The sequence below is a fragment of the Streptomyces sp. NPDC053673 genome, assembly GCF_055585225.1.
In genome coordinates, this window is sequence record NZ_JBVJKN010000024.1 from 1 (window position 1) to 17,950 (window position 17,950).

A 17,950-nucleotide genomic window follows, 5' to 3' on the forward strand; every position below is an offset into this window, starting at 1 on the left:
GCGACGCCTGGCACGCACTCCCCCGTAGCCCTTCGGGCACGGGAGGTGCCCCCACGCTGCGTTGTCGGAGTCATCCACGTACGTCCAGTACGAGGGTGATCTCCCCCAGAGCTGCGCCTGGGAGGTGCCCCCACCGCCTTGCGATCGCACGCACCAGACGCCGCGGGCCCCACCCTCCGGGCGGACGGCGCTACTTTCGCAACACGCCCTAGGACCTGTCCGGTGTCTTGCTGGGCTCGCGACGCCCTGCGGCTCCCGCTCAAGCCGGCGTCCCGAGTGGCCCGGGTGGCCCCGGGGCGCCGCCCCGGGACCCTCCCCCTGCGCCCGCAGGCGTAGGGGGACCTTCAGCTCAATCGCCGAGGGGCTGTTTGAGCCCGTCCGGCGGGTGAGGACGGACGCTCGGGCCCGCCGGACGGTACCGGGCCTCTTCGGAGCCCGCCCGCAGGGCGCACGAAACTACAGCGCCCGCGCCGGGGATCAGTACGGGCCGAGGCCGCCGGACGGGGGGCCGGGCGCCCTCGGGTCAGGCCGGCAGGCCGGGGGCGGGGAAGGCGGACATCAGGTCCGCGACCTCGGCCCGGATGGCGGCCAGGGCGTCCTCGTCGCCCGTTCGGGCAGCGGTGACGCCACGGTCGATCCAGTCGGCGACCGCCGGCATGTGCTCGGAGGTGAGTCCGCGCGAGGTGAGGGAGGGGGTGCCGATGCGGACGCCGGAGGGGTCGAAGGGCTTCCGGGGGTCGTAGGGCACGGTGTTGTAGTTGACCACGATCCCGGCCCGGTCCAGGGCCTTCGCCGCGACCTTGCCCGGGACGTCCTTGGGGGTGAGGTCCATCAGGATCAGATGGTTGTCGGTGCCGCCGGAGACCAGGTCGAATCCGCGGGCGAGCAGCTCCTCGGCGAGGGCCTTGGCGTTGGCGACAACCGCGTGCGCATAGTCACGGAAGGAGGGCTGGGCCGCCTCGTGCAGGGCGACCGCGATGGCGGCGGTGGTCTGGTTGTGCGGGCCGCCCTGGAGGCCGGGGAAGACGGCCTTGTCGATGGCCTTGGCGTGTTCCTCGCGGCACATCAGCATGGCGCCGCGCGGCCCGCGCAGCGTCTTGTGGGTGGTCGTGGAGATCACGTCGGCGTGCGGGACAGGCGAGGGGTGGGCGCCGCCCGCGATCAGACCGGCGATGTGCGCGACATCGGCGACGAGCACGGCGCCGGAATCGCGGGCGATCTCGGCGAAGGCCGCGAAGTCGATGGTGCGGGGCAGCGCGGTGCCCCCGCAGAAGATGATCTTCGGACGCTCCTTGAGGGCCAGTTCGCGCACCTCGTCGAAATCGATGAGGCCCGTGTCCTGGCGCACGCCGTACTGGACGCCGCGGAACCACTTGCCGGTGGCGGACACACCCCAGCCGTGAGTGAGGTGGCCGCCCATCGGCAGGGCCATGCCCATCACGGTGTCGCCGGGCTCGGCGAAGGCGAGATAGACGGCGAGGTTGGCCGGGGAGCCGGAGTAGGGCTGGACATTGGCGTGGTCGACGCCGAAGAGGGCCTTGGCCCGGGCGATGGCGAGCAGCTCGACCTGGTCGATGTTCTGCTGGCCCTCGTAGTAACGGCGGCCGGGGTAGCCCTCGCTGTACTTGTTCTGGAGGACGGTTCCGGAGGCTTCGAGCACGGCGTGCGAGACATAGTTCTCGCTGGGGATGAGCCGCAGGGTGTCGGCCTGCAGCCGCTCCTCGGCACCGACGAGCGCGGCCAGTTCGGGGTCGGCGGCGGTGAGCGCGGGATGGTTGTGCTGAACGGGAAGAGTCATGGCGTCCTCCGGGGCAGGCGGTCGGTGTCCCGGGTGCAGCTGGGGCTTCCCCCGCCGGAGGCAGGGGGCGGGCGGCACCCACGCGGGAATTCGGTTCCCGGGGTGCCCAGGCGGGCGGCACCTCGTAGGTTCTGCCGCACACGGCTTCCCCGCGGTTCGTTCCGCGTACGCCAGTCGCCGTGCGTACCGCCCACCCTACTCGCGGCGGCCCGGGCGCCCGGTCACGGGTTCAGAAACCGCAGGGAAACGGGAAGGTCTCCGGCGAGCCGCGACGGAAGCTCAATGTTTCTTCACCCGGTGACCGAGCGACGATAGAAAGGGGCACCACCCCAGGCCCTGGTCCGACCCAGCAACCCATGCCGCAGGACGAACGGAGACCCCGTGTCTGCAACGGAGAGAGCGATCGCCTCCGCGGAGGCGCACAGCGCCCACAACTACCACCCGCTGCCCGTCGTCGTCGCCTCGGCGGACGGTGCGTGGATGACCGATGTCGAGGGGCGCCGCTTCCTCGACATGCTCGCCGGGTACTCGGCGCTCAACTTCGGCCATGGCAACCGGCGGCTGATCGATGCCGCGAAGGCCCAGCTGGAGCGGGTGACGCTGACCTCGCGCGCGTTCCACCACGACCGGTTCGCCGACTTCTGTACGCAGCTCGCGGAGCTGTGCGGCATGGAGATGGTGCTGCCGATGAACACCGGGGCGGAGGCGGTGGAGACCGCTGTGAAAACCGCCCGCAAGTGGGGGTACAAGGTCAAGGGCGTCCCGCCCGGTCAGGCGAAGATCGTTGTCGCGGCGAACAACTTCCACGGCCGGACGACGACCATCGTCAGCTTCTCCACCGACCCCGAGGCACGGGCCGACTTCGGTCCGTACACGCCGGGCTTCGAGATCGTCCCGTACGGCGATCTCACCGCCCTGCACGCCGCGGTCAGCGCGAACACGGTGGCGGTGCTGCTGGAGCCGATCCAGGGCGAGGCCGGCGTGCTGGTGCCGCCGGCGGGCTATCTCGCCGGCGTCCGTGAGCTGACCCGCGAGCGGAACGTGCTGTTCGTCGCGGACGAGATCCAGTCCGGCCTGGGCCGCACCGGCCGCACCTTCGCCTGCGAGCACGAGGGTGTCGTCCCGGACATGTACATCCTGGGCAAGGCGCTGGGCGGCGGTGTCGTGCCGGTGTCGGCGGTCGTGTCCTCCACCGAGGTGCTCGGCGTCTACCAGCCGGGGGAGCACGGCTCGACATTCGGCGGCAATCCGCTGGCCTGTGCGGTGGCGCTGGAGGTCATCGCGATGCTGCGCACCGGCGAGTTCCAGCAGCGCGCCACCGAGCTGGGCGAGCATCTGCACCACGAGCTGGGACTGATGGGGGGCGGCGGCGCGGTGCAGGCGGTGCGCGGGCGCGGTCTCTGGGCCGGGATCGACATCGCCCCATCGCACGGCACCGGCCGGGAGATCTCCGAGAAGCTCATGGACCGCGGGGTCCTGGTCAAGGACACGCACGGTTCGACGATCCGGATCGCCCCGCCGCTGGTGATCAGCAAGGAGGACCTGGACTGGGGCCTGGATCAGCTTCGGGCGGTGCTGGCGGGCGAGTGACCCGGGGCGGTGCGCCGGGTCACTCGCCCGCGGACCCGGTGCACCGCCTGGAGGCCCATGGGGCCTCCAGGCGTCCCGGGAAGTGCTGGGACCGCCTGGCCCTCTGTCCGGGCGATCCTTTCGGGCCTGTGACGACAGCTACGGCCTGTTCCTCGAAGATCGCCCGGACAGGACCTGGTGCCCTCCCGGCAAGCTTTGCCCTGTCGCGGCACTAGAGGATCACGTGCGGCAGGAAGCGTGCGTACTCGTCGGTGACCAGTCCGGACGACTCCCGGATCCCGAGCCCGGCGGCCTCGTCCTCGACGACCCATGCGCCGAGGACGACCCGGTTGCCGTCGAAGTCGGGCAGCGGCGCCAACTCCTGGTAGCAGCAGGCCTCTTCCCGTACGACATGGCCCGCGGCAGAACCGGTGCCCGGCTCATGGACGGTGACGCCGGCCCCTTCGCGGCCCAGCAGCGGCTTGGCGACGTAGCCGCTGGTGGCGGCGAGTTCGCGCGGGCCGTCGAGATACGCGGGCAGCAGATTCGGGTGCCCCGGGTAGAGCTCCCACAACACCGCGAGCAGCGCCTTGTTGGACAGGAGCATCTTCCAGGCGGGCTCGATCCAGCAGGTGGTGCCGGTGCCGCCGCCGTTGTCCAGGGTGTCGAGGACGTGCGGGCCGAAGCGGTCCGTGGTCAGCCACTCCCACGGGTAGAGCTTGAAGCAGCTGCGGATGAAGCGCAGCCGGTCGTCCACGAACCGTCCCGAGAGCCGGTCCCAGCCGATCCGTTCGACCGACAGAGCCTCGGTGGCAAGCCCGGCCTGCTGAGCGGTTTCGCGCAGATACGCGACCGTCATCAGGTCCTCGCCGAGCTCGTCCCCGTCGGAGTGCACGAAATGCACCGGGCCGGGTGGCAGCAGCGGCGCCTGCCGCTTCCAGGCGTCGACGAGCCGCTCGTGCAGAGAGTTCCACTGGTCGGCGCCGGGGAAGCGTTCCTCCATCCAGAACCACTGGGGGCTGGCCGCCTCCACGAGCGAGGTCGGAGTGTCGGCGTTGTACTCCAGCATCTTGGCCGGTCCCGTGCCGTCGTAGCGCAGGTCGAACCGCCCGTAGACGGAGGGCAGTTCGGCACGGCGCCGCCAGGACTCGGCGACCCGCCCGGCCAGCCGCCGGTCGCTGATGCCGAGGTCCGCGAAGCGGTCGTTCTCCACGATGTGCGCGGCTGCGGTCAGGCACATGGCATGCAGTTCCTCGACGACCTCCTCCAGCGCCTCGACCTCGGGCAGCGAGAACTCGTAGTACGCGCTCTCGTCCCAGTACGGCCGCAGCGAACCGTCCGGGTAGCGGGTGAGCGGATAGATCAGCCCCTGCTCCTCGACGGTTTCCTGCCAGCCGGGGCGGGGTTCTATGGTGTGACGTTTCATCGGTACGTACGTGTCCCGCCTCAGCCGCCGCCGCTGCTGGATCCGCCGAAACCGCCGCTGTCCACGGCCGACTTGTCGTAGCTGCCGCCCGAGACCTTGCCGCGGCTGACGCTGCCGCCGTAGTAGTAGCGGCCGGAGGTGTGGCCGTCCCCGTCGTCGTCCTCGCACTTGTAGTCGGGCAGGACCTCGTACGTCACGGGGTCGATGCACCTCTCGTCCGGCTCCGAGCCGCAGGACGTGAGCGTCGCCGCGAGCACCCCCATCCCGCCGAGCACCACTGTGCCCGACCTCAGCCTTCGCCGCGCCATCCCTCCGGCCTCCCCGTCCTTGTACACATCAAGCCAGTCAACGAACCGCCGCACACACTAGATGGCCGCGCCGCCCGGCTGTAAGCCCGGTCCACGAACCCTCCCCAACTAGAGTCGTTTTGTGTTCTTTGGAATGCTCTGTGCGATTGCCTCCGCGGTCTGCTACGGCCTGGCCACCGTCCTCCAGGCGGTCGCCGCCCGTACCGTCGTCGATCCGGCCTCGGCATCCGGGGTGGACCCCGCGCTGTTCCTGCGCGCGGTGCGGCAGTGGCGGTATCTCGTCGGACTCGCACTGGACGGGGCGGGGTTCGCGCTGCAGATCGTGGCGCTGCGGCTGATCCCGATCTACGCGGTGAGCGCGGCGCTCGCGGCGAGCCTGGCGGTGACGGCGGTGGCCTCGACGCGGGTGCTGTCGGTGCGGCTCAGCCGGGTCGAGTGGACCGCGGTCGGCGTGGTCTGCGCGGGCCTCGCGATGCTGGGGCTCGCCTCGGGTCCGGAGGGCGATACGCCCGCCCCGCCCGAGCTGAAGTGGGTGCTGCTCGGCACGGCGGTCGCGGTCCTGCTGATCGGCGCGGCCGCGGGCCGGCTGCCGGGCCGCTCCCGGGCGCTGGTGCTGGGCCTGGGCGCGGGCATCGGCTTCGGGGTGCCCGAGGTGGCGGTGCGGCTACTGGACTCGGTGGACTTCACGAACCCTGCGCTGTACGCGCTGCTGCTCGGCGGGGCGGCGGCGTTCCTGCTGCTCACCTCGGCCTTCGCGCGCGGCTCGGTGACCACGGCGACGGCGGGTCTGGTCCTGACGGAGACCCTCGTCCCCTCGGCGGTGGGCGTCGTCTGGCTCGGCGACCGCACCCGGGAGGGCCTCGCGTGGGTCGCCGTCGCCGGCTTCGCGATCTCGGTGGCCGGCGCGCTGGCGCTGGCCCGTTTCGGCGAACTCCCGGCGCCGCCCCAGGCCGCGGATCCGGCGCCGCCCCCGGCCGCGGATCCGGACCCGCCCGAGTCCGCACCCGAGTCCAAGTCCGCGCCCAAGTCCAGGTCCGAATCCGAATCCGAATCCGAATCCGCCGAAGCAAACGGCGGACCGCCGGCGGGCTAGGTGTCCTGTCCGGTCTGCTCCCCGTCCGGCCCGTTCCCGAACCGGGGCTCCGCCCCAGGCCCCGCGCCTCAAACTCCCCCTACGCCCTGGGGCGTGGGGGGAATCCCCATCGGGCGCTCGTTGTGAGCCGGTCCGGCGATTGAGGACGGACACCCCCTGCCCGCCGGACGGTGCCGGTCCGCGCTGGAGCCCGCCCGCAGCGCGTACCCGGGACCGGGGGCAGAGCCCCACTCCCCTTACGGCAGCACCCGGCACAGCGCGTCCAGCGCCCCCGACCAGGCGCTGTCCGAGGGGGTGCCGTAGCCGACGACGAGGGCGTCGCGGCCCGGCGGGGTGGAGGGGTGGCGGTAGCGGGAGAGGCCCTCCAGGGCGAGCCCCTGCCAGGCCGCCGCCTGGACCACCGCGTGTTCCGTGCCCGGCGGGAGTTCGAGGACCGCGTGCATCCCGGCCGCGATGCCGCTCACGCGGATGCCGGGGGCGCGTTCCGCGAGCGCCTCGACGAGCTGGTCACGACGGCGCCGGTAGCGCAGCCGCATTCCGCGTACATGGCGGTCGTACGCGCCCGACGCGATGAACTCCGCGAGCGTCAGCTGGTCCGGCGTGCCCGACGCCCAGTCCACCCCGCCCTTCGCGCCGGCTACCTCGTCCGCGAGGCTCTCCGGCAGGACCATCCAGGCGAGCCGCAGCCCGGGCGCCAGGGACTTGCTCGCCGTGCCCAGATAGACGACCCGCTCGGGGTCGAGTCCCTGGAGCGCTCCGATGGGCTGGCGGTCGTAGCGGAACTCCCCGTCGTAGTCGTCCTCCAGGATCAGCCCGCCCGTACTGCGCGCCCAGTCGACGGCGGCGGACCGCCGGTCGGGGTGGAGCGCCACACCCATCGGGAACTGGTGCGCGGGCGTGAGCAGCACCGCTCCCACCCCTCTCAGCTCCGGCAGCTCCTCCGTCCGCGTGCCGCGCTCGTCGAAGGGCAGCGCGGGCAGCCGCAGTCCCGCGTCGCTCAGCCGGTTCCAGTGCAGATCGAGCCCGTAGGACTCCACCGCCACCTCCCGCACCCTCGCCCTGCGTCCTGCGGACGTGGGGGGACCCCCGGCGCGCAGCACCGTCGCGAGCAGCATCAGCCCGTGCACGAAACCGGAGCAGATGACGATGCGGTCCGGGTGGGTGTATACGCCACGCGCCCGGGCCAGATAGTCGGCGAGGACGGTGCGCAGTTCGATCCGGCCACGCGGGTCGCCGTAGCCGAACGCCTCGTTCGGTGCGGCCGTCAGTGCCCGGCGGGCCGCCTTGAGCCATTCGGCGCGCGGGAACGACGCCAGGTCCGGTGTACCGGGCATCAGGCTGTACGCGGGCCCGCCCCGCGCGGGGCCGGGACGCGGCGCGGGGGCCGGGGTCCTGCGCGGGCTGGGCGTGGCCCGCGGGGCGACCCTGGTGCCCGAGCCCTGCCGGGCGGTGAGCCAGCCCTCGGCGACGAGTTCGGCGTACGCGTCGGCGACGGTGTTGCGTGCCATGCCCAGGTCCGCCGCGAGCGTACGGGACGACGGCAGCCGGGTGCCCGGCGCCAGCCGTCCGGTGCGCACGGCGTCCCGCAGCGCGTCCATGAGACCCGTGCGCAGACCCGTACCGCGCAGCTCGATATGGAGGTCCGCCCCGAAAGTGGCCCAGTCATCTGTCATGGAAGTGGACCATACCTCTGCGCCATGTGCCTCGTACGGTGATCTCCATGACGAAGACGAACCAGACGTTCAACGCCGAGCACACGCCCCGCATCGAGTGGGCCAGGCACGCTCCCGAGGTCTACAAGGCCATGATCAAGCTCGAGGTGGCTGCCCGGCAGGGCCTCGACCCGGTGCTGCTGGAGCTGGTCAAGATCCGCGCCTCGCAGCTCAACCACTGCGCGTTCTGCCTCGACATGCACACCAAGGACGCACTCGCGGCCGGCGAGTCGGTCGACCGCATCATCCAGCTGAGCGCGTGGGAGGAGTCCCAGCACTTCTACACGGCGAAGGAGATCGCGGCGATCGAGCTGACCGAAGCGGTCACGGTGCTCACGGACGGCTTCGTACCGGATGGTGTGTACGAGAAGGCGGCGAAGCACTTCGAGGAGCCGGAGCTGGCGCAGCTGATCGCCGCGATCACGGTGATCAACGCATGGAACCGCTTCGGTGTCTCGACCCGCATGGTGCCCGGCCACTACACGCCGGGCCAGCACCAGCACTGAGGCGCAAGCACTGCAGCACCAGCACCAGCACCTGCAGCACCAGCAGCACCAGCACCAGCACTGAGAGGTCTCATATGTCGGTCAAGGACTCAGTGAGCGACTTCCGTGCCCTGCACCACGGCCGCGCGCCCGAGGACCCGCTGGTTCTCCCGAACCCCTGGGACGCGGCGAGCGCCCGGGTCTTCGCGGACGCCGGCTTCCCGGCCCTCGCCACGCCCAGCGCGGGCGTGGCGGCGTCGCTCGGCTACGAGGACGGCGAGACGCCCGCCGACGAGATGTTCGCCGCGGTCGCCCGGATCGTCCGCGCCGTGGACATCCCCGTTTCCGCGGACATCGAGGCGGGCTACGGCCTCCCGGCGAAGGAACTGGTCCAGCGGGTCCTCGACACCGGCGCGGTCGGTGTCAACCTGGAGGACTCGGGACCCGGCAAGGCCCTCGTCGAGCCGCAGCGCCAGGCGGAGCGGCTCGCGGCGGTGCGGGCGGAGGCGGGTGACGCGCTCTTCGTCAACGCCCGCATCGACACGTTCATCCGCGGGGTCGCGGACCCGGAGGCGGCGATCGAACGAGCAAGGCTGTACGTCGCCGCGGGCGCGGACTGCGTCTACCCGATCGGGGCTCCGACGGAGGCTCTGCCGCGCCTCCGCGAGGCGATCCAGGGCCCCATCAACGTCGGCAAGTTCCCCGGCACTCCCGCCATCGCCGAGCTGGGCCGGCTCGGCGCGACGCGGATCACCTTCGGCCCGGGTCTGCTCCTGCGCACGCTGGAGTCGGTACGCGAACTGGCGACGAGCCTGCGCACCTGACCGGGGGCTCCGTGCCTCACTCTCCGGACGGGCTCGTCTTGAGCCCGTCCGGAGAGTGAGGCACGTGGCCGGGGCGGCGCCCCGGCAGGGGACCACGGGCCCCGCCCGTCACTTCTGGCGGGGACCACGGGCCCGCCCGTCACTTCTTCGGGAGCCACGCCTTCCAGGTCGCCTCGTTCGCCTTCACCCACTTCTCCGCCGCCGCCTCCGGCGACAGCTTCTGGTCGGCGATCATCAGGGCGACCTCGTTCTGCTGCTCGGTCGTCCACGTGAAGTTCTTCAGGAACTCGGCCGCCTCGCCGCCGTTCTTCACGAAGTCCGCGTTGAAGTACTTCTGCAGCGGCGTGTTCGGGTAGGCGCAGGCCACCTTCTTCGGGTCGGCGTCACAACCCGCCTTGTTCTCCGGCAGCTTGACCTCGACCATGTCGATCTGGGCGTTCAGCCACTGCGGGGTCCACCAGTACGTCAGGAAGGGCTTCTTCTCCTTCGCGTACTTCTTGATGGCCGTGATCTGGGCGGCCTCGGAACCCGAGTAGTTCGTCTTCAGGTCCAGCTTCAGATTGTTGATGATCGCGTCGTCGTTCGTGACGTAGTCGGGCGAACCCTCCAGCAGCTCTCCCTTGTCGCCGCTCTCAGCGGTTCTGAAGTCCTTGGCGTACTTGTTGAGGTTCTTCCAGTCCGTGACATCGGGGTGCGCGTCCGCGAAGTACTTCGGTACGAACCACCCGATGTGGCCGGTGACGCCGAGGTCGCCGCCCTTGACGACGGTCTTCTTCGTCTCGACGTACTGCTTCTCCTCCTTGGGATGGCCCCAGTCCTCGAGGATCGCGTCGGTGTCGCCCTTGGACAGCGCGTCCCAGGCCAGCACCTCGCCCATCTGCTGGGTCTTGACGGTGTAGCCGAGTTCCTTCTCCAGGATGTGCTGGGCGACGGCGACATTGGCCTGGGCGCCGACCCAGGAGGGGACGGTCAGCTTCACGGTCTTCTTGCCGCCGACGTCGTTGCTCTTGCCGGTGTCGGCGGCGCTGCACGCGGTGAGGCTGAGGACGCCGAGGGCGCCGACGACAGCGGTGGCGGTACGGAGGGTGCGCATGGTGGTGCTCCTGTCGAGAGGGTGAGTAAAGGTCAGCGGTCTTTGCGGGCGGGCTGCTGCGTGATCCGGTCCAGGACGAGGCCGAGGCAGACGATGGCGACTCCGGCCGTCATGCCGAGGCCCATCTCGCCCCGGGAGAGGCCCTTGACGACGTCGTAGCCGAGGGCCCCGCCGCCGACGAGTCCGCCGACGACGACCACGGCCAGCACCAGCACCACGCCCTGGTTGACGGCGAGCTGCAGCGCCGGGCGGGCGAGTGGCAGCTGGACGCCGAAGAGCTGCTGGCGCGTGGAGGCACCGAGCGAGCGGGACGCCTCCAGCGCGGCCGGGTCGACCTCACGCAGGCCCTGGGTGGTGATGCGGACGACGGCGGGCAGTGCGTAGACCACGGCCGCGACGATCGCCGACGTGCGCGTGGCGCCGAAGAGCGCGACGACCGGGATCAGGTACACGAACTGCGGCATCGTCTGCATCGCGTCGAGCAGGGGCCGCAGCCAGCGTTCCAGCCGTCCGGCGCGGGCGCACAACACCCCCGCGAAGAAGCCCAGCACCAGCGTGATCACCAGCGCGGCGAGCACCTGGGAGAGCGTGTCCAGGGACTTCGCCCAGACGCCGAGCGCCCCGATCGCCGCCATCGCGGTGGTCGCGGTGAGCGCGGCGGCCCAGTTGCCGACGAGCCAGGCCGTGGCGGCGACGATCAGCAGCACCGACCACCACGGCAGCCAAACCAGGGTGTCCCGCAGGGGGTTGAGGATCCACAGCGTGAACTCCCGCGCCCACACCTCGGCGAAGGTGAGGTTCTCGGTGATCCACTCCTGGGCCTTGTTGACGGGCGTGGAGATCTCGTACGTCCATGCCTCGGGCCAGGTCGTGGTGCGTACGGCGGCGGCCGCGGCGACGAGCACGCCCACCAGCGCCCACGCTCGTCCGCCGTGCAGCCAGCTCCCCGCGGGGGCGGGCTCGCCGATACGGTCGCCCGCGGCCGCGGTCGTACGGTCCAGCCAGATCGCGATCAGCACGATCGGGACGCCCGCGGCGAACGCCTTGCCGACGTCCGTCGTCGACAGCGCCGAGTACACCTCCTCGCCGAGGCCGCCCGCGCCGACCAGCGCCGCGATGACGACCATCGACAGCGCCATCATGATCGTCTGGTTGAGGCCGAGGAGCATCTGCTTGCGGGCGAGCGGGAACCGCGCGGTCCACAGCCGCTGCCAGCTGCTCGCGCCGAGCGAGGCGGACGCCTCCAGCGCGGCCGGGTCGGCGCCGCGCAGGCCGAGCGCGGTGAGCCGGGCCATCGGCGGGGCGGCATAGATCACTGTGCAGAACAGCGCGGCGGGTGTGCCCGTGCCGAAGACCAGCACGAACGGCAGGAGATACGCGAACGCCGGCAGCACCTGCATCGTGTCGAGCACCGGCCGCAGCGCCCGGTCCACCCGGTCGGACACCCCGGCGGCCAGCCCGATCAGGGCGCCGAGCAGGGCCGCGACCGCCACGGACACCACCATCAGCGCGATGGTGATCAGCGTGGCGTCCCACATCCCGAGCAGCCCGCACACGGCGAACGCCCCGAGCGCGGTCAGCGCGACGCGCATCCCGCGCCGCCCGAGCCCGGCGGCCCGCCATGCGACCAGCACTCCCCCGGCGAGGACCCCGAGCCAGCCGAGCGCGTCGAGCAGCTGGTAGACGGCGTCGACCGCGTCGGTGGCGGTGTTGGACAGATGCAGCAGGAAGTAGAGGAAGAGGGGGTGGGTGTCGCGGTTGTCGATGACCCAGGCATTGGCGTCGTCGAGCGGCTGCGAGATGTCGACGGTCAGCGCGGAGGGCCAGCCCCCGCCGCCGAGCAGGGTGACGCCGAGCACGGCGAGTACGGCGAAGGCCGCGACGCCTGCGACCAGCCCGCGGCGCCGTCGTACGACGTCCCGCAGCCCGCGGCCCGGCTGCTGGGACCCGCCCACGGCGTCGGAGGTCCTGGCCGTCTTGGACACGTCGTTCACGGTGACGCTCATCGGGACCACCGCCGGGGGTTCGGGGGCGGAGTCCCCGCGTCCAGGGAGCCGTTCACGCCGCCACCCCCTCGGTCGACAGCCCCGCCACCACCGCGAGCAGCGCCGCGTGGTCGACGACGCCGACGCAGCGGCCGTCCTGCATCACCCGCGCAGGGACACCCGCGCGGGCGACCGCCTCGATCGCCTCGGACACCGTGGCGTCGGGGCCGACGGCCGGGCCCGATTCGGGCTCTTCCGCGTCCACCGGCCGCATCGCCGTGCGGACCGTCATGACCTGCTCACGCGGCACATCGCGGACGAAGTCCCGTACGTAGTCGTCGGCGGGCGAGCCCACGATCTCCTCGGGCGTGCCGAGCTGGACGATCCGCCCGTCCCGCATCAGCGCGATCCGGTCGCCGAGGCGCAGCGCCTCACTCAGGTCGTGGGTGATGAAGACCATCGTGCGGCCCTCCTCGCGGTGCAGCCGGATCACCTCCTCCTGCATGTCGCGGCGGATGAGCGGGTCGAGCGCACTGAACGGCTCGTCGAAGAGCAGCACTTCGGGGTCGACGGCGAGCGCCCGGGCGAGCCCGACGCGCTGCTGCTGACCGCCGGAGAGCTGCCCGGGGCGCCGGTTCTCCAGGCCTTCGAGGCCGACCTTGGCGATGACCTCGGCGGCCCTTTCGCGCCGTGCGGCCCGCCCCACGCCCTGGATCTCCAGTCCGTAGGCGACGTTGTCGAGGACGCAGCGGTGCGGGAGCAGCCCGAAGTGCTGGAAGACCATGGCGGCGCGGTGCCGGCGCAGTTCGCGCAGGCGCGCCTTGTCCATCGACAGCACATCCTCGCCGTCGATCGCGATCGACCCGGACGTCGGCTCGATCAGCCGCGTCAGGCAGCGCACGAGCGTCGACTTGCCCGAGCCGGACAGGCCCATGACGACGAACACCTCGCCCTTGCGGACGTCGAAGCTGACGTCGCGGACGGCTGCGGTGCAGCCGGTACGTTCGCGCAGCTCGGCGGGGGTCAGGGCGCCGAGCTCCGGCGAGCCGGGCACCCGGCCCGCCCTCGGCCCGAAGACCTTCCACAGCTCGCGCACCGCGAACACCGGCGGCTCTTTCGTGATGTCGTCGGCGGTCATCGGGCTCCTCGGGCTCGTTGCGCTCGTCGGGCTCATCGGGTCTCACTCCCCGTCAGCAGGTCCGCGCATTTCTCGCCGACCATCAGCACCCCGATCATCGGGTTGACGGCGGGCATCGTCGGGAAGACGGACGCATCGGCGATACGTATTCCGTCGAGTCCCCTGACCTTCAAGTCCGGGGACACTACGGCAAGTTCATCAGCGGACGCGCCCATTCGGCAGGTGCCGGCAGGGTGGTACACGGTGTGCGCGACCTTGCGCGCGTACTCGCTCAGCTCCTCGTCACCGGTGACCTCGGGTCCCGGGCACACCTCCCGCTTCAGCCAGCCGGCCAGGGGTTCGGACTTCGCGATCTCACGGGCGAGGCGGATGCCGTCGACGAGGGTGCGGCCGTCGTAGTCGTCCTCGTCGGTGAAGTAGCGGAAGTCGAGCGCGGGCTTGGTCTGCGGGTCGGCGCTCGTGAGGTAGAGGCGGCCGCGGCTGCGCGGCTTGGGGATGTTGGGCGTCATCGACACCCCGTGCGGCGGTCGTTCGTAGCCGAGCCGCTCCGGGTTGTCGGTGAACGGTATTTGGTAGAAGTGGAACATCAGGTCCGGGCCTCGTTGCTCCGGATCCCGCCGGACGAACAGCCCGGCGTCCGAGTCCATCGCCGAGTTCTCGGGTATCGGCCCGTGGGTTTCCCACACGATGACCGATTCGGGATGGTCGAGGAGGTTCTCGCCGACGCCCGGCAGATCGTGGGCGACGGGGATGCCGAGTGCCTCCAGGTCGCCCTTCGGGCCGATTCCGGAGTGCAGCAGCAGCCTCGGGGTGTCCACAGCGCCCGCGCAGACGATCACTTCGCGCCGCGCCTCGACGAGCAGTTCCTCGCCGTCCTTGGTCCGCACCCGGACACCGCGCGCCCGGGTCCCCTCCAGCTCCAGCCGGTACGCCCAGGTCTCCAGCATCAGTGTGAGGTTCGGCCGCCGGTCCATGACCGGGTGGAGATAGGCGACGGACGCGGACGACCGCTTGTTGTTCTCCGGGTGGTACGCGAGGTCGAAGAAGCCGACACCCTCGTCGAAGGGCTTCTGGTTGAAGCCTTCGACGCGTGGGACGCCGAGCGCGGCCTGGGCGGCGTCGACGAAGTCGCGGGCGATGGCGTTACGGTCCGCCTCGTCGACCGGCACGATGTGGTTGAGCAGCCGGTCGTAGTACGGGTCCATGGCGGCGGCGTGCCAGCCGTCGGCCCCGGCCTCCGCCCACTCGTCCCAGTCGGACGGCAGCGGTTTGAAGGCGATGAGGGTGTTGTGCGACGAGCAGCCGCCGAGGACACGGGCGCGGCTGTGCCGGATGCGGGAGTTGCCGCGTGGCTGCTCGGTGGTGGGGTAGTCGTAGTCGAGCTCGCCGCCGAGGAGCCCCATCCAGCGGCGCAGCGTGAGGACGTCCTCCCGGTCGACGTCGCTCGGGCCGCCCTCGATGACGGCGACGGTGACATCCGGGTTCTCGGTGAGACGGGAGGCGATCACCGATCCGGCGGTGCCGCCCCCGATGACGACATAGTCGTACTCGGTCATGTGCATGTACTTCCCTGCTCCCCGTGTTCAGCCGTGTTCAGCCCGCGAACCAGCGCACGGGGCGCGGGGCGAGGTTCTGATAGATGTGCTTGCTCTCGCGGTATTCGGCGAGCCCGGCGGGGCCGAGCTCCCGGCCGATGCCGGACTTGCCGAAGCCGCCCCACTCCGCCTGCGGGAGGTAGGGGTGGTAGTCGTTGATCCAGACGGTGCCGTGGCGCAGCCGCCCCGCCACGCGCCGGGCGCGCCCGGCGTCACCGCTCCAGACGGCACCCGCGAGCCCGTACTCGGTGTCGTTGGCGAGCGCGACGGCCTCGTCCTCGGTGCGGAACGTCTCGACGGTCAGGACCGGGCCGAAGACCTCTTCGCGGATGACGCGCATCTCGCGGTGGCACCGGTCGAGGACGGTGGGCCGGTAGAAGTACCCCTTGTACCCGGGGCCTTCGGGCCGCACGCCGCCCGCCCGCAGCACGGCTCCTTCGGCGAGCGCGGAGGCGACGTACTCCTCGGTCTTCGCCAGCTGCTGCGCGGATACGAGCGGTCCGCACTCGACGCCCTTGTCCGTGCCGCGGCCGATGCGGATCTTCTCGGCGCGGCGGGCGAGTTCGCCGACGAAGCGCTCGCGAAGGGACTCCTCGACGATGAGGCGGGAGCCGGCCGAGCAGACCTGGCCGCTGTGGATGAACGCGGCGTTGAGCGCCTGGTCGACGGCGGTGTCGAACGCCTCGTCGGTGGCGCAGGCGTCCGCGAACACCACGTTGGGGTTCTTGCCGCCGAGCTCCAGGGCTACCTTCTTGACGCCGGCGGCGGCGGCACGCATCACCTTCGTACCGCTGGCGAGTCCGCCGGTGAAGGAGACGAGGTCGACGTCGGGGTGCTCGGCGAGGCGCGCGCCGACCGGGTCGCCGGGGCCGGTGACGATGTTGGCGACGCCGTCGGGCAGCCCCGCCTCGGCGAGCAGCCGGACGAGCGCGACCGTGGTGAGCGGGGTGATCTCGCTCGGCTTGATGACGAAGGTGTTGCCGGCGGCGAGGGCCGGGGCGATCTTCCAGCTGGCCTGGAGGAGGGGATAGTTCCAGGGGGTGATGAGAGCGCACACCCCGACCGGCTCGTGCACGACCACGCTGTGGATGTCCGGGGACCCGGCGTCCACGACGCGCCCGTTCTCGTTCATGACCAGATCGGCGAAGTACGCGAACGCGTCCGCGACGCAGTCGACGTCGACGCGCCCTTCCTCCGCCGTCTTGCCGGCGTCCCGGCTCTCGAGCAGCCCGAGCTCCTCACGGTCCCGCCGCAGCAGCCCGGCCACGCGCCGCAGCAGCGCGGCCCGCTCGGCCACCGGTGTACGGGGCCACTCACCCTGATCGAACGCGCTGCGAGCGGCGGCGATCGCGGCGTCGGTGTCCTCGGCCCCGCCCTCCGCCACGACCGCGAAGGGCGTGGCGTCAGCGGGGTCGAGGATCTCGCGCGTGGCTCCGGAGGCGGCTTTGCGCCACTCTCCGCCCACGTGGATGGTCAGTTGTGCCGACACGTCGCGTTATGCCTTCCGTTCCCGTTATGTCTCCCACCAGCGAGAACTGGTGAGCGGGGCGCCTGCCCCGGAGCGCGGAAAGCATGCGCGAGGCATGGCCGGAAGTAATGCGCGTCACTCCACACGAGATCGCCGGCACGGCCGTCGCCCGGTTCGTCGCGGGTTCACCGCGGGGTTCGTCCTGTACGCGGAGCCCGGCATGCGCCCCGACGGCCATGCACCTGCGCGTGACCGTGACGTACGCCACCGCCCCCCCCCTCCAGGCTGTTCATGATCGCGTGCATGCGCCGGTCGTGGCGCGACACCGTCTCCGTCGGGGCGGGGAGGATCATCCGGGCGATCGCCCCGTTCCAGCACTGCGAGGGCTGCGACCGGCCCTTCAGATCCCCGGAGCCCGGCCGCTGCCGGGACCGCCGGGGCGGACCTGGCGCCTGACCTCGGACCGGCGTTCCTCAACCGCCAGTTCCGTCAGTGCGAAGCAGCCGACGCACAGCACGAGCAACCCGGAGATCAGCTCGGCAGTGTTGACGAAGCCGAGCAGAGCGCCTCCCGACGGGGCCGAGGCCGCCGCGAAGTCCATCCAGCCGCTGGAGCTGAAGGCGGCGCCCACGCCGGTCCACGCCATGGCCAGCGGTACGCGCACGCGCACCGTGCCCCACCGGCGGAACACCAGCGCGTACAGGCCCGCCGCGCCGACGAGGGCGGCGATGCCCTGGATCAGGTCCTTGGTGCGGCCGACGGCACCGCCGCTGTCGGTCCAGCCGGCGTTCATGCCGAAGTCCGCTCCCAGCCCCCCGAGGACACGCATCACCCCGGCGAGGACCAGGAACGCGAGCGCGAGCGCGGTGAGCACCTGCTGCATGCCGCGGGTACCCGCCGGGTCCGTCAGGTCGCGCACCCGGGTGCGCAGGAGCTCGCCCCACCGCTCGTCGGCGTACAGCGCGAACGCGCTGAGCAGGACGAGCCCTTCGGCGATGAGCCCGCTGTAGACGACGCCGAACACCCAGGGCTGGAGGAGGTCGCTGGACGCTGCCGGGTTCTCGGCACCTGTGACGGCGATGACGCCCAGGCCGAGCGGCACGGTCGGCATGAGGACGACGAGCATGCCCGTCGCCACCCACATCGGGAAGAGGATCAGCCAGGCGCGTACACGAAGACCGCCGGGGCGGGTCAGCGTGTGGGCTATGAGCGCCGCGATCCCGTCCATCGCGAAGGTCACCACGTTCACGGCGATCCACTGCGCCTTCGAGATGCCGCCCATGTCGTTCACGCCGACGTCGAGGCCGAGAACCCACAGCAGCTTGAGCGTCAGGTAGGGCACGCACGCCACGACGGCGAGCCGGGCAAGGCGCCTGCGTCGCCGGGTGAGCGAAGGAGCCGGAATGCGGAGCGTGTCCATGCTCACGACTCTCGGGCAGGACCCGGCGGTGACGCG

At 71.5% G+C, this 17,950-nt stretch carries 14 protein-coding genes and 1 riboswitch; of the genes, 4 read left to right on the plus strand and 10 right to left on the minus strand.

Annotated elements, in window-relative coordinates; all coding sequences use genetic code 11:
- Positions 1–523 precede the first annotated feature (523 nt).
- Complete coding sequence (locus tag ACZ6ZQ_RS27910; protein WP_469771260.1) at positions 524–1,798, minus strand: serine hydroxymethyltransferase; 1,275 nt, start codon at positions 1,796–1,798, stop codon at positions 524–526.
- Positions 1,799–1,895: 97 nt separating this feature from the next.
- Positions 1,896–1,986: riboswitch (ZMP/ZTP riboswitch) on the minus strand.
- Positions 1,987–2,179: 193 nt separating this feature from the next.
- On the opposite strand from ACZ6ZQ_RS27910, the gene rocD reads away from it, so the two are divergent.
- Positions 2,180–3,388, plus strand: coding sequence for an ornithine--oxo-acid transaminase (gene rocD / locus ACZ6ZQ_RS27915; protein ID WP_469771261.1), 1,209 nt, complete (start codon positions 2,180–2,182; stop codon positions 3,386–3,388).
- 211 nt (positions 3,389–3,599) lie between these two features.
- On the opposite strand, the gene ACZ6ZQ_RS27920 is transcribed toward rocD, so the two are convergent.
- Together ACZ6ZQ_RS27920 and ACZ6ZQ_RS27925 are read right to left on the minus strand one after the other, a co-directional pair.
- Positions 3,600–4,793: a glutathionylspermidine synthase family protein gene (locus ACZ6ZQ_RS27920; protein WP_469771262.1), complete on the minus strand. Its 1,194-nt coding sequence runs from the start codon at positions 4,791–4,793 to the stop codon at positions 3,600–3,602.
- Between the two features lie 20 nt (positions 4,794–4,813).
- Complete coding sequence (locus tag ACZ6ZQ_RS27925; protein WP_469771263.1) at positions 4,814–5,101, minus strand: hypothetical protein; 288 nt, start codon at positions 5,099–5,101, stop codon at positions 4,814–4,816.
- Between the two features lie 121 nt (positions 5,102–5,222).
- On the opposite strand from ACZ6ZQ_RS27925, the gene ACZ6ZQ_RS27930 reads away from it, so the two are divergent.
- On the plus strand, positions 5,223–6,194 hold the full coding sequence (locus ACZ6ZQ_RS27930) for a DMT family protein (protein WP_469771264.1): 972 nt from the start codon (positions 5,223–5,225) through the stop codon (positions 6,192–6,194).
- A gap of 236 nt (positions 6,195–6,430) precedes the next feature.
- On the opposite strand, the gene pdxR is transcribed toward ACZ6ZQ_RS27930, so the two are convergent.
- On the minus strand, positions 6,431–7,867 hold the full coding sequence (pdxR, locus tag ACZ6ZQ_RS27935) for a MocR-like pyridoxine biosynthesis transcription factor PdxR (protein WP_469771265.1): 1,437 nt from the start codon (positions 7,865–7,867) through the stop codon (positions 6,431–6,433).
- Between the two features lie 47 nt (positions 7,868–7,914).
- On the opposite strand from pdxR, the gene ACZ6ZQ_RS27940 reads away from it, so the two are divergent.
- Both ACZ6ZQ_RS27940 and ACZ6ZQ_RS27945 read left to right on the plus strand, forming a co-directional pair.
- Positions 7,915–8,412, plus strand: a complete 498-nt coding sequence (locus ACZ6ZQ_RS27940) for a carboxymuconolactone decarboxylase family protein (RefSeq protein WP_469771266.1) — start codon at positions 7,915–7,917, stop codon at positions 8,410–8,412.
- A gap of 74 nt (positions 8,413–8,486) precedes the next feature.
- Positions 8,487–9,215, plus strand: a complete 729-nt coding sequence (locus ACZ6ZQ_RS27945) for an isocitrate lyase/PEP mutase family protein (protein WP_469771267.1) — start codon at positions 8,487–8,489, stop codon at positions 9,213–9,215.
- Between the two features lie 139 nt (positions 9,216–9,354).
- Here ACZ6ZQ_RS27945 and ACZ6ZQ_RS27950 read toward each other — a convergent pair whose 3' ends face one another.
- The 6 genes from ACZ6ZQ_RS27950 to ACZ6ZQ_RS27975 all read right to left on the minus strand — a co-directional run bounded on the left by ACZ6ZQ_RS27950 (position 9,355) and on the right by ACZ6ZQ_RS27975 (position 17,914).
- Positions 9,355–10,308 carry an ABC transporter substrate-binding protein gene (locus ACZ6ZQ_RS27950; protein WP_469771268.1) on the minus strand — a complete coding sequence of 318 codons (954 nt, stop codon included), beginning with the start codon at positions 10,306–10,308 and terminating at the stop codon, positions 9,355–9,357.
- Positions 10,309–10,340: 32 nt separating this feature from the next.
- Positions 10,341–12,314, minus strand: coding sequence for an ABC transporter permease (locus ACZ6ZQ_RS27955; RefSeq protein WP_469771269.1), 1,974 nt, complete (start codon positions 12,312–12,314; stop codon positions 10,341–10,343).
- A 52-nt stretch (positions 12,315–12,366) separates the two neighbouring features.
- Positions 12,367–13,431 (minus strand): quaternary amine ABC transporter ATP-binding protein, encoded by a 1,065-nt coding sequence (locus ACZ6ZQ_RS27960; RefSeq protein WP_469771270.1) that lies wholly within the window; start codon positions 13,429–13,431, stop codon positions 12,367–12,369.
- Positions 13,432–13,463: 32 nt separating this feature from the next.
- A complete protein-coding gene (locus ACZ6ZQ_RS27965; protein ID WP_469771271.1) occupies positions 13,464–14,993 on the minus strand; it encodes a GMC family oxidoreductase in 1,530 nt (509 codons plus the stop codon).
- Between the two features lie 31 nt (positions 14,994–15,024).
- Positions 15,025–16,515, minus strand: coding sequence for an aldehyde dehydrogenase family protein (locus tag ACZ6ZQ_RS27970; protein ID WP_469771272.1), 1,491 nt, complete (start codon positions 16,513–16,515; stop codon positions 15,025–15,027).
- A 379-nt stretch (positions 16,516–16,894) separates the two neighbouring features.
- The gene (locus tag ACZ6ZQ_RS27975; protein ID WP_469771273.1) at positions 16,895–17,914 is read right to left on the minus strand and encodes a hypothetical protein; all 1,020 of its coding nucleotides are present in this window, start codon (positions 17,912–17,914) and stop codon (positions 16,895–16,897) included.
- Between the last annotated feature and the right edge of the window lie 36 nt (positions 17,915–17,950).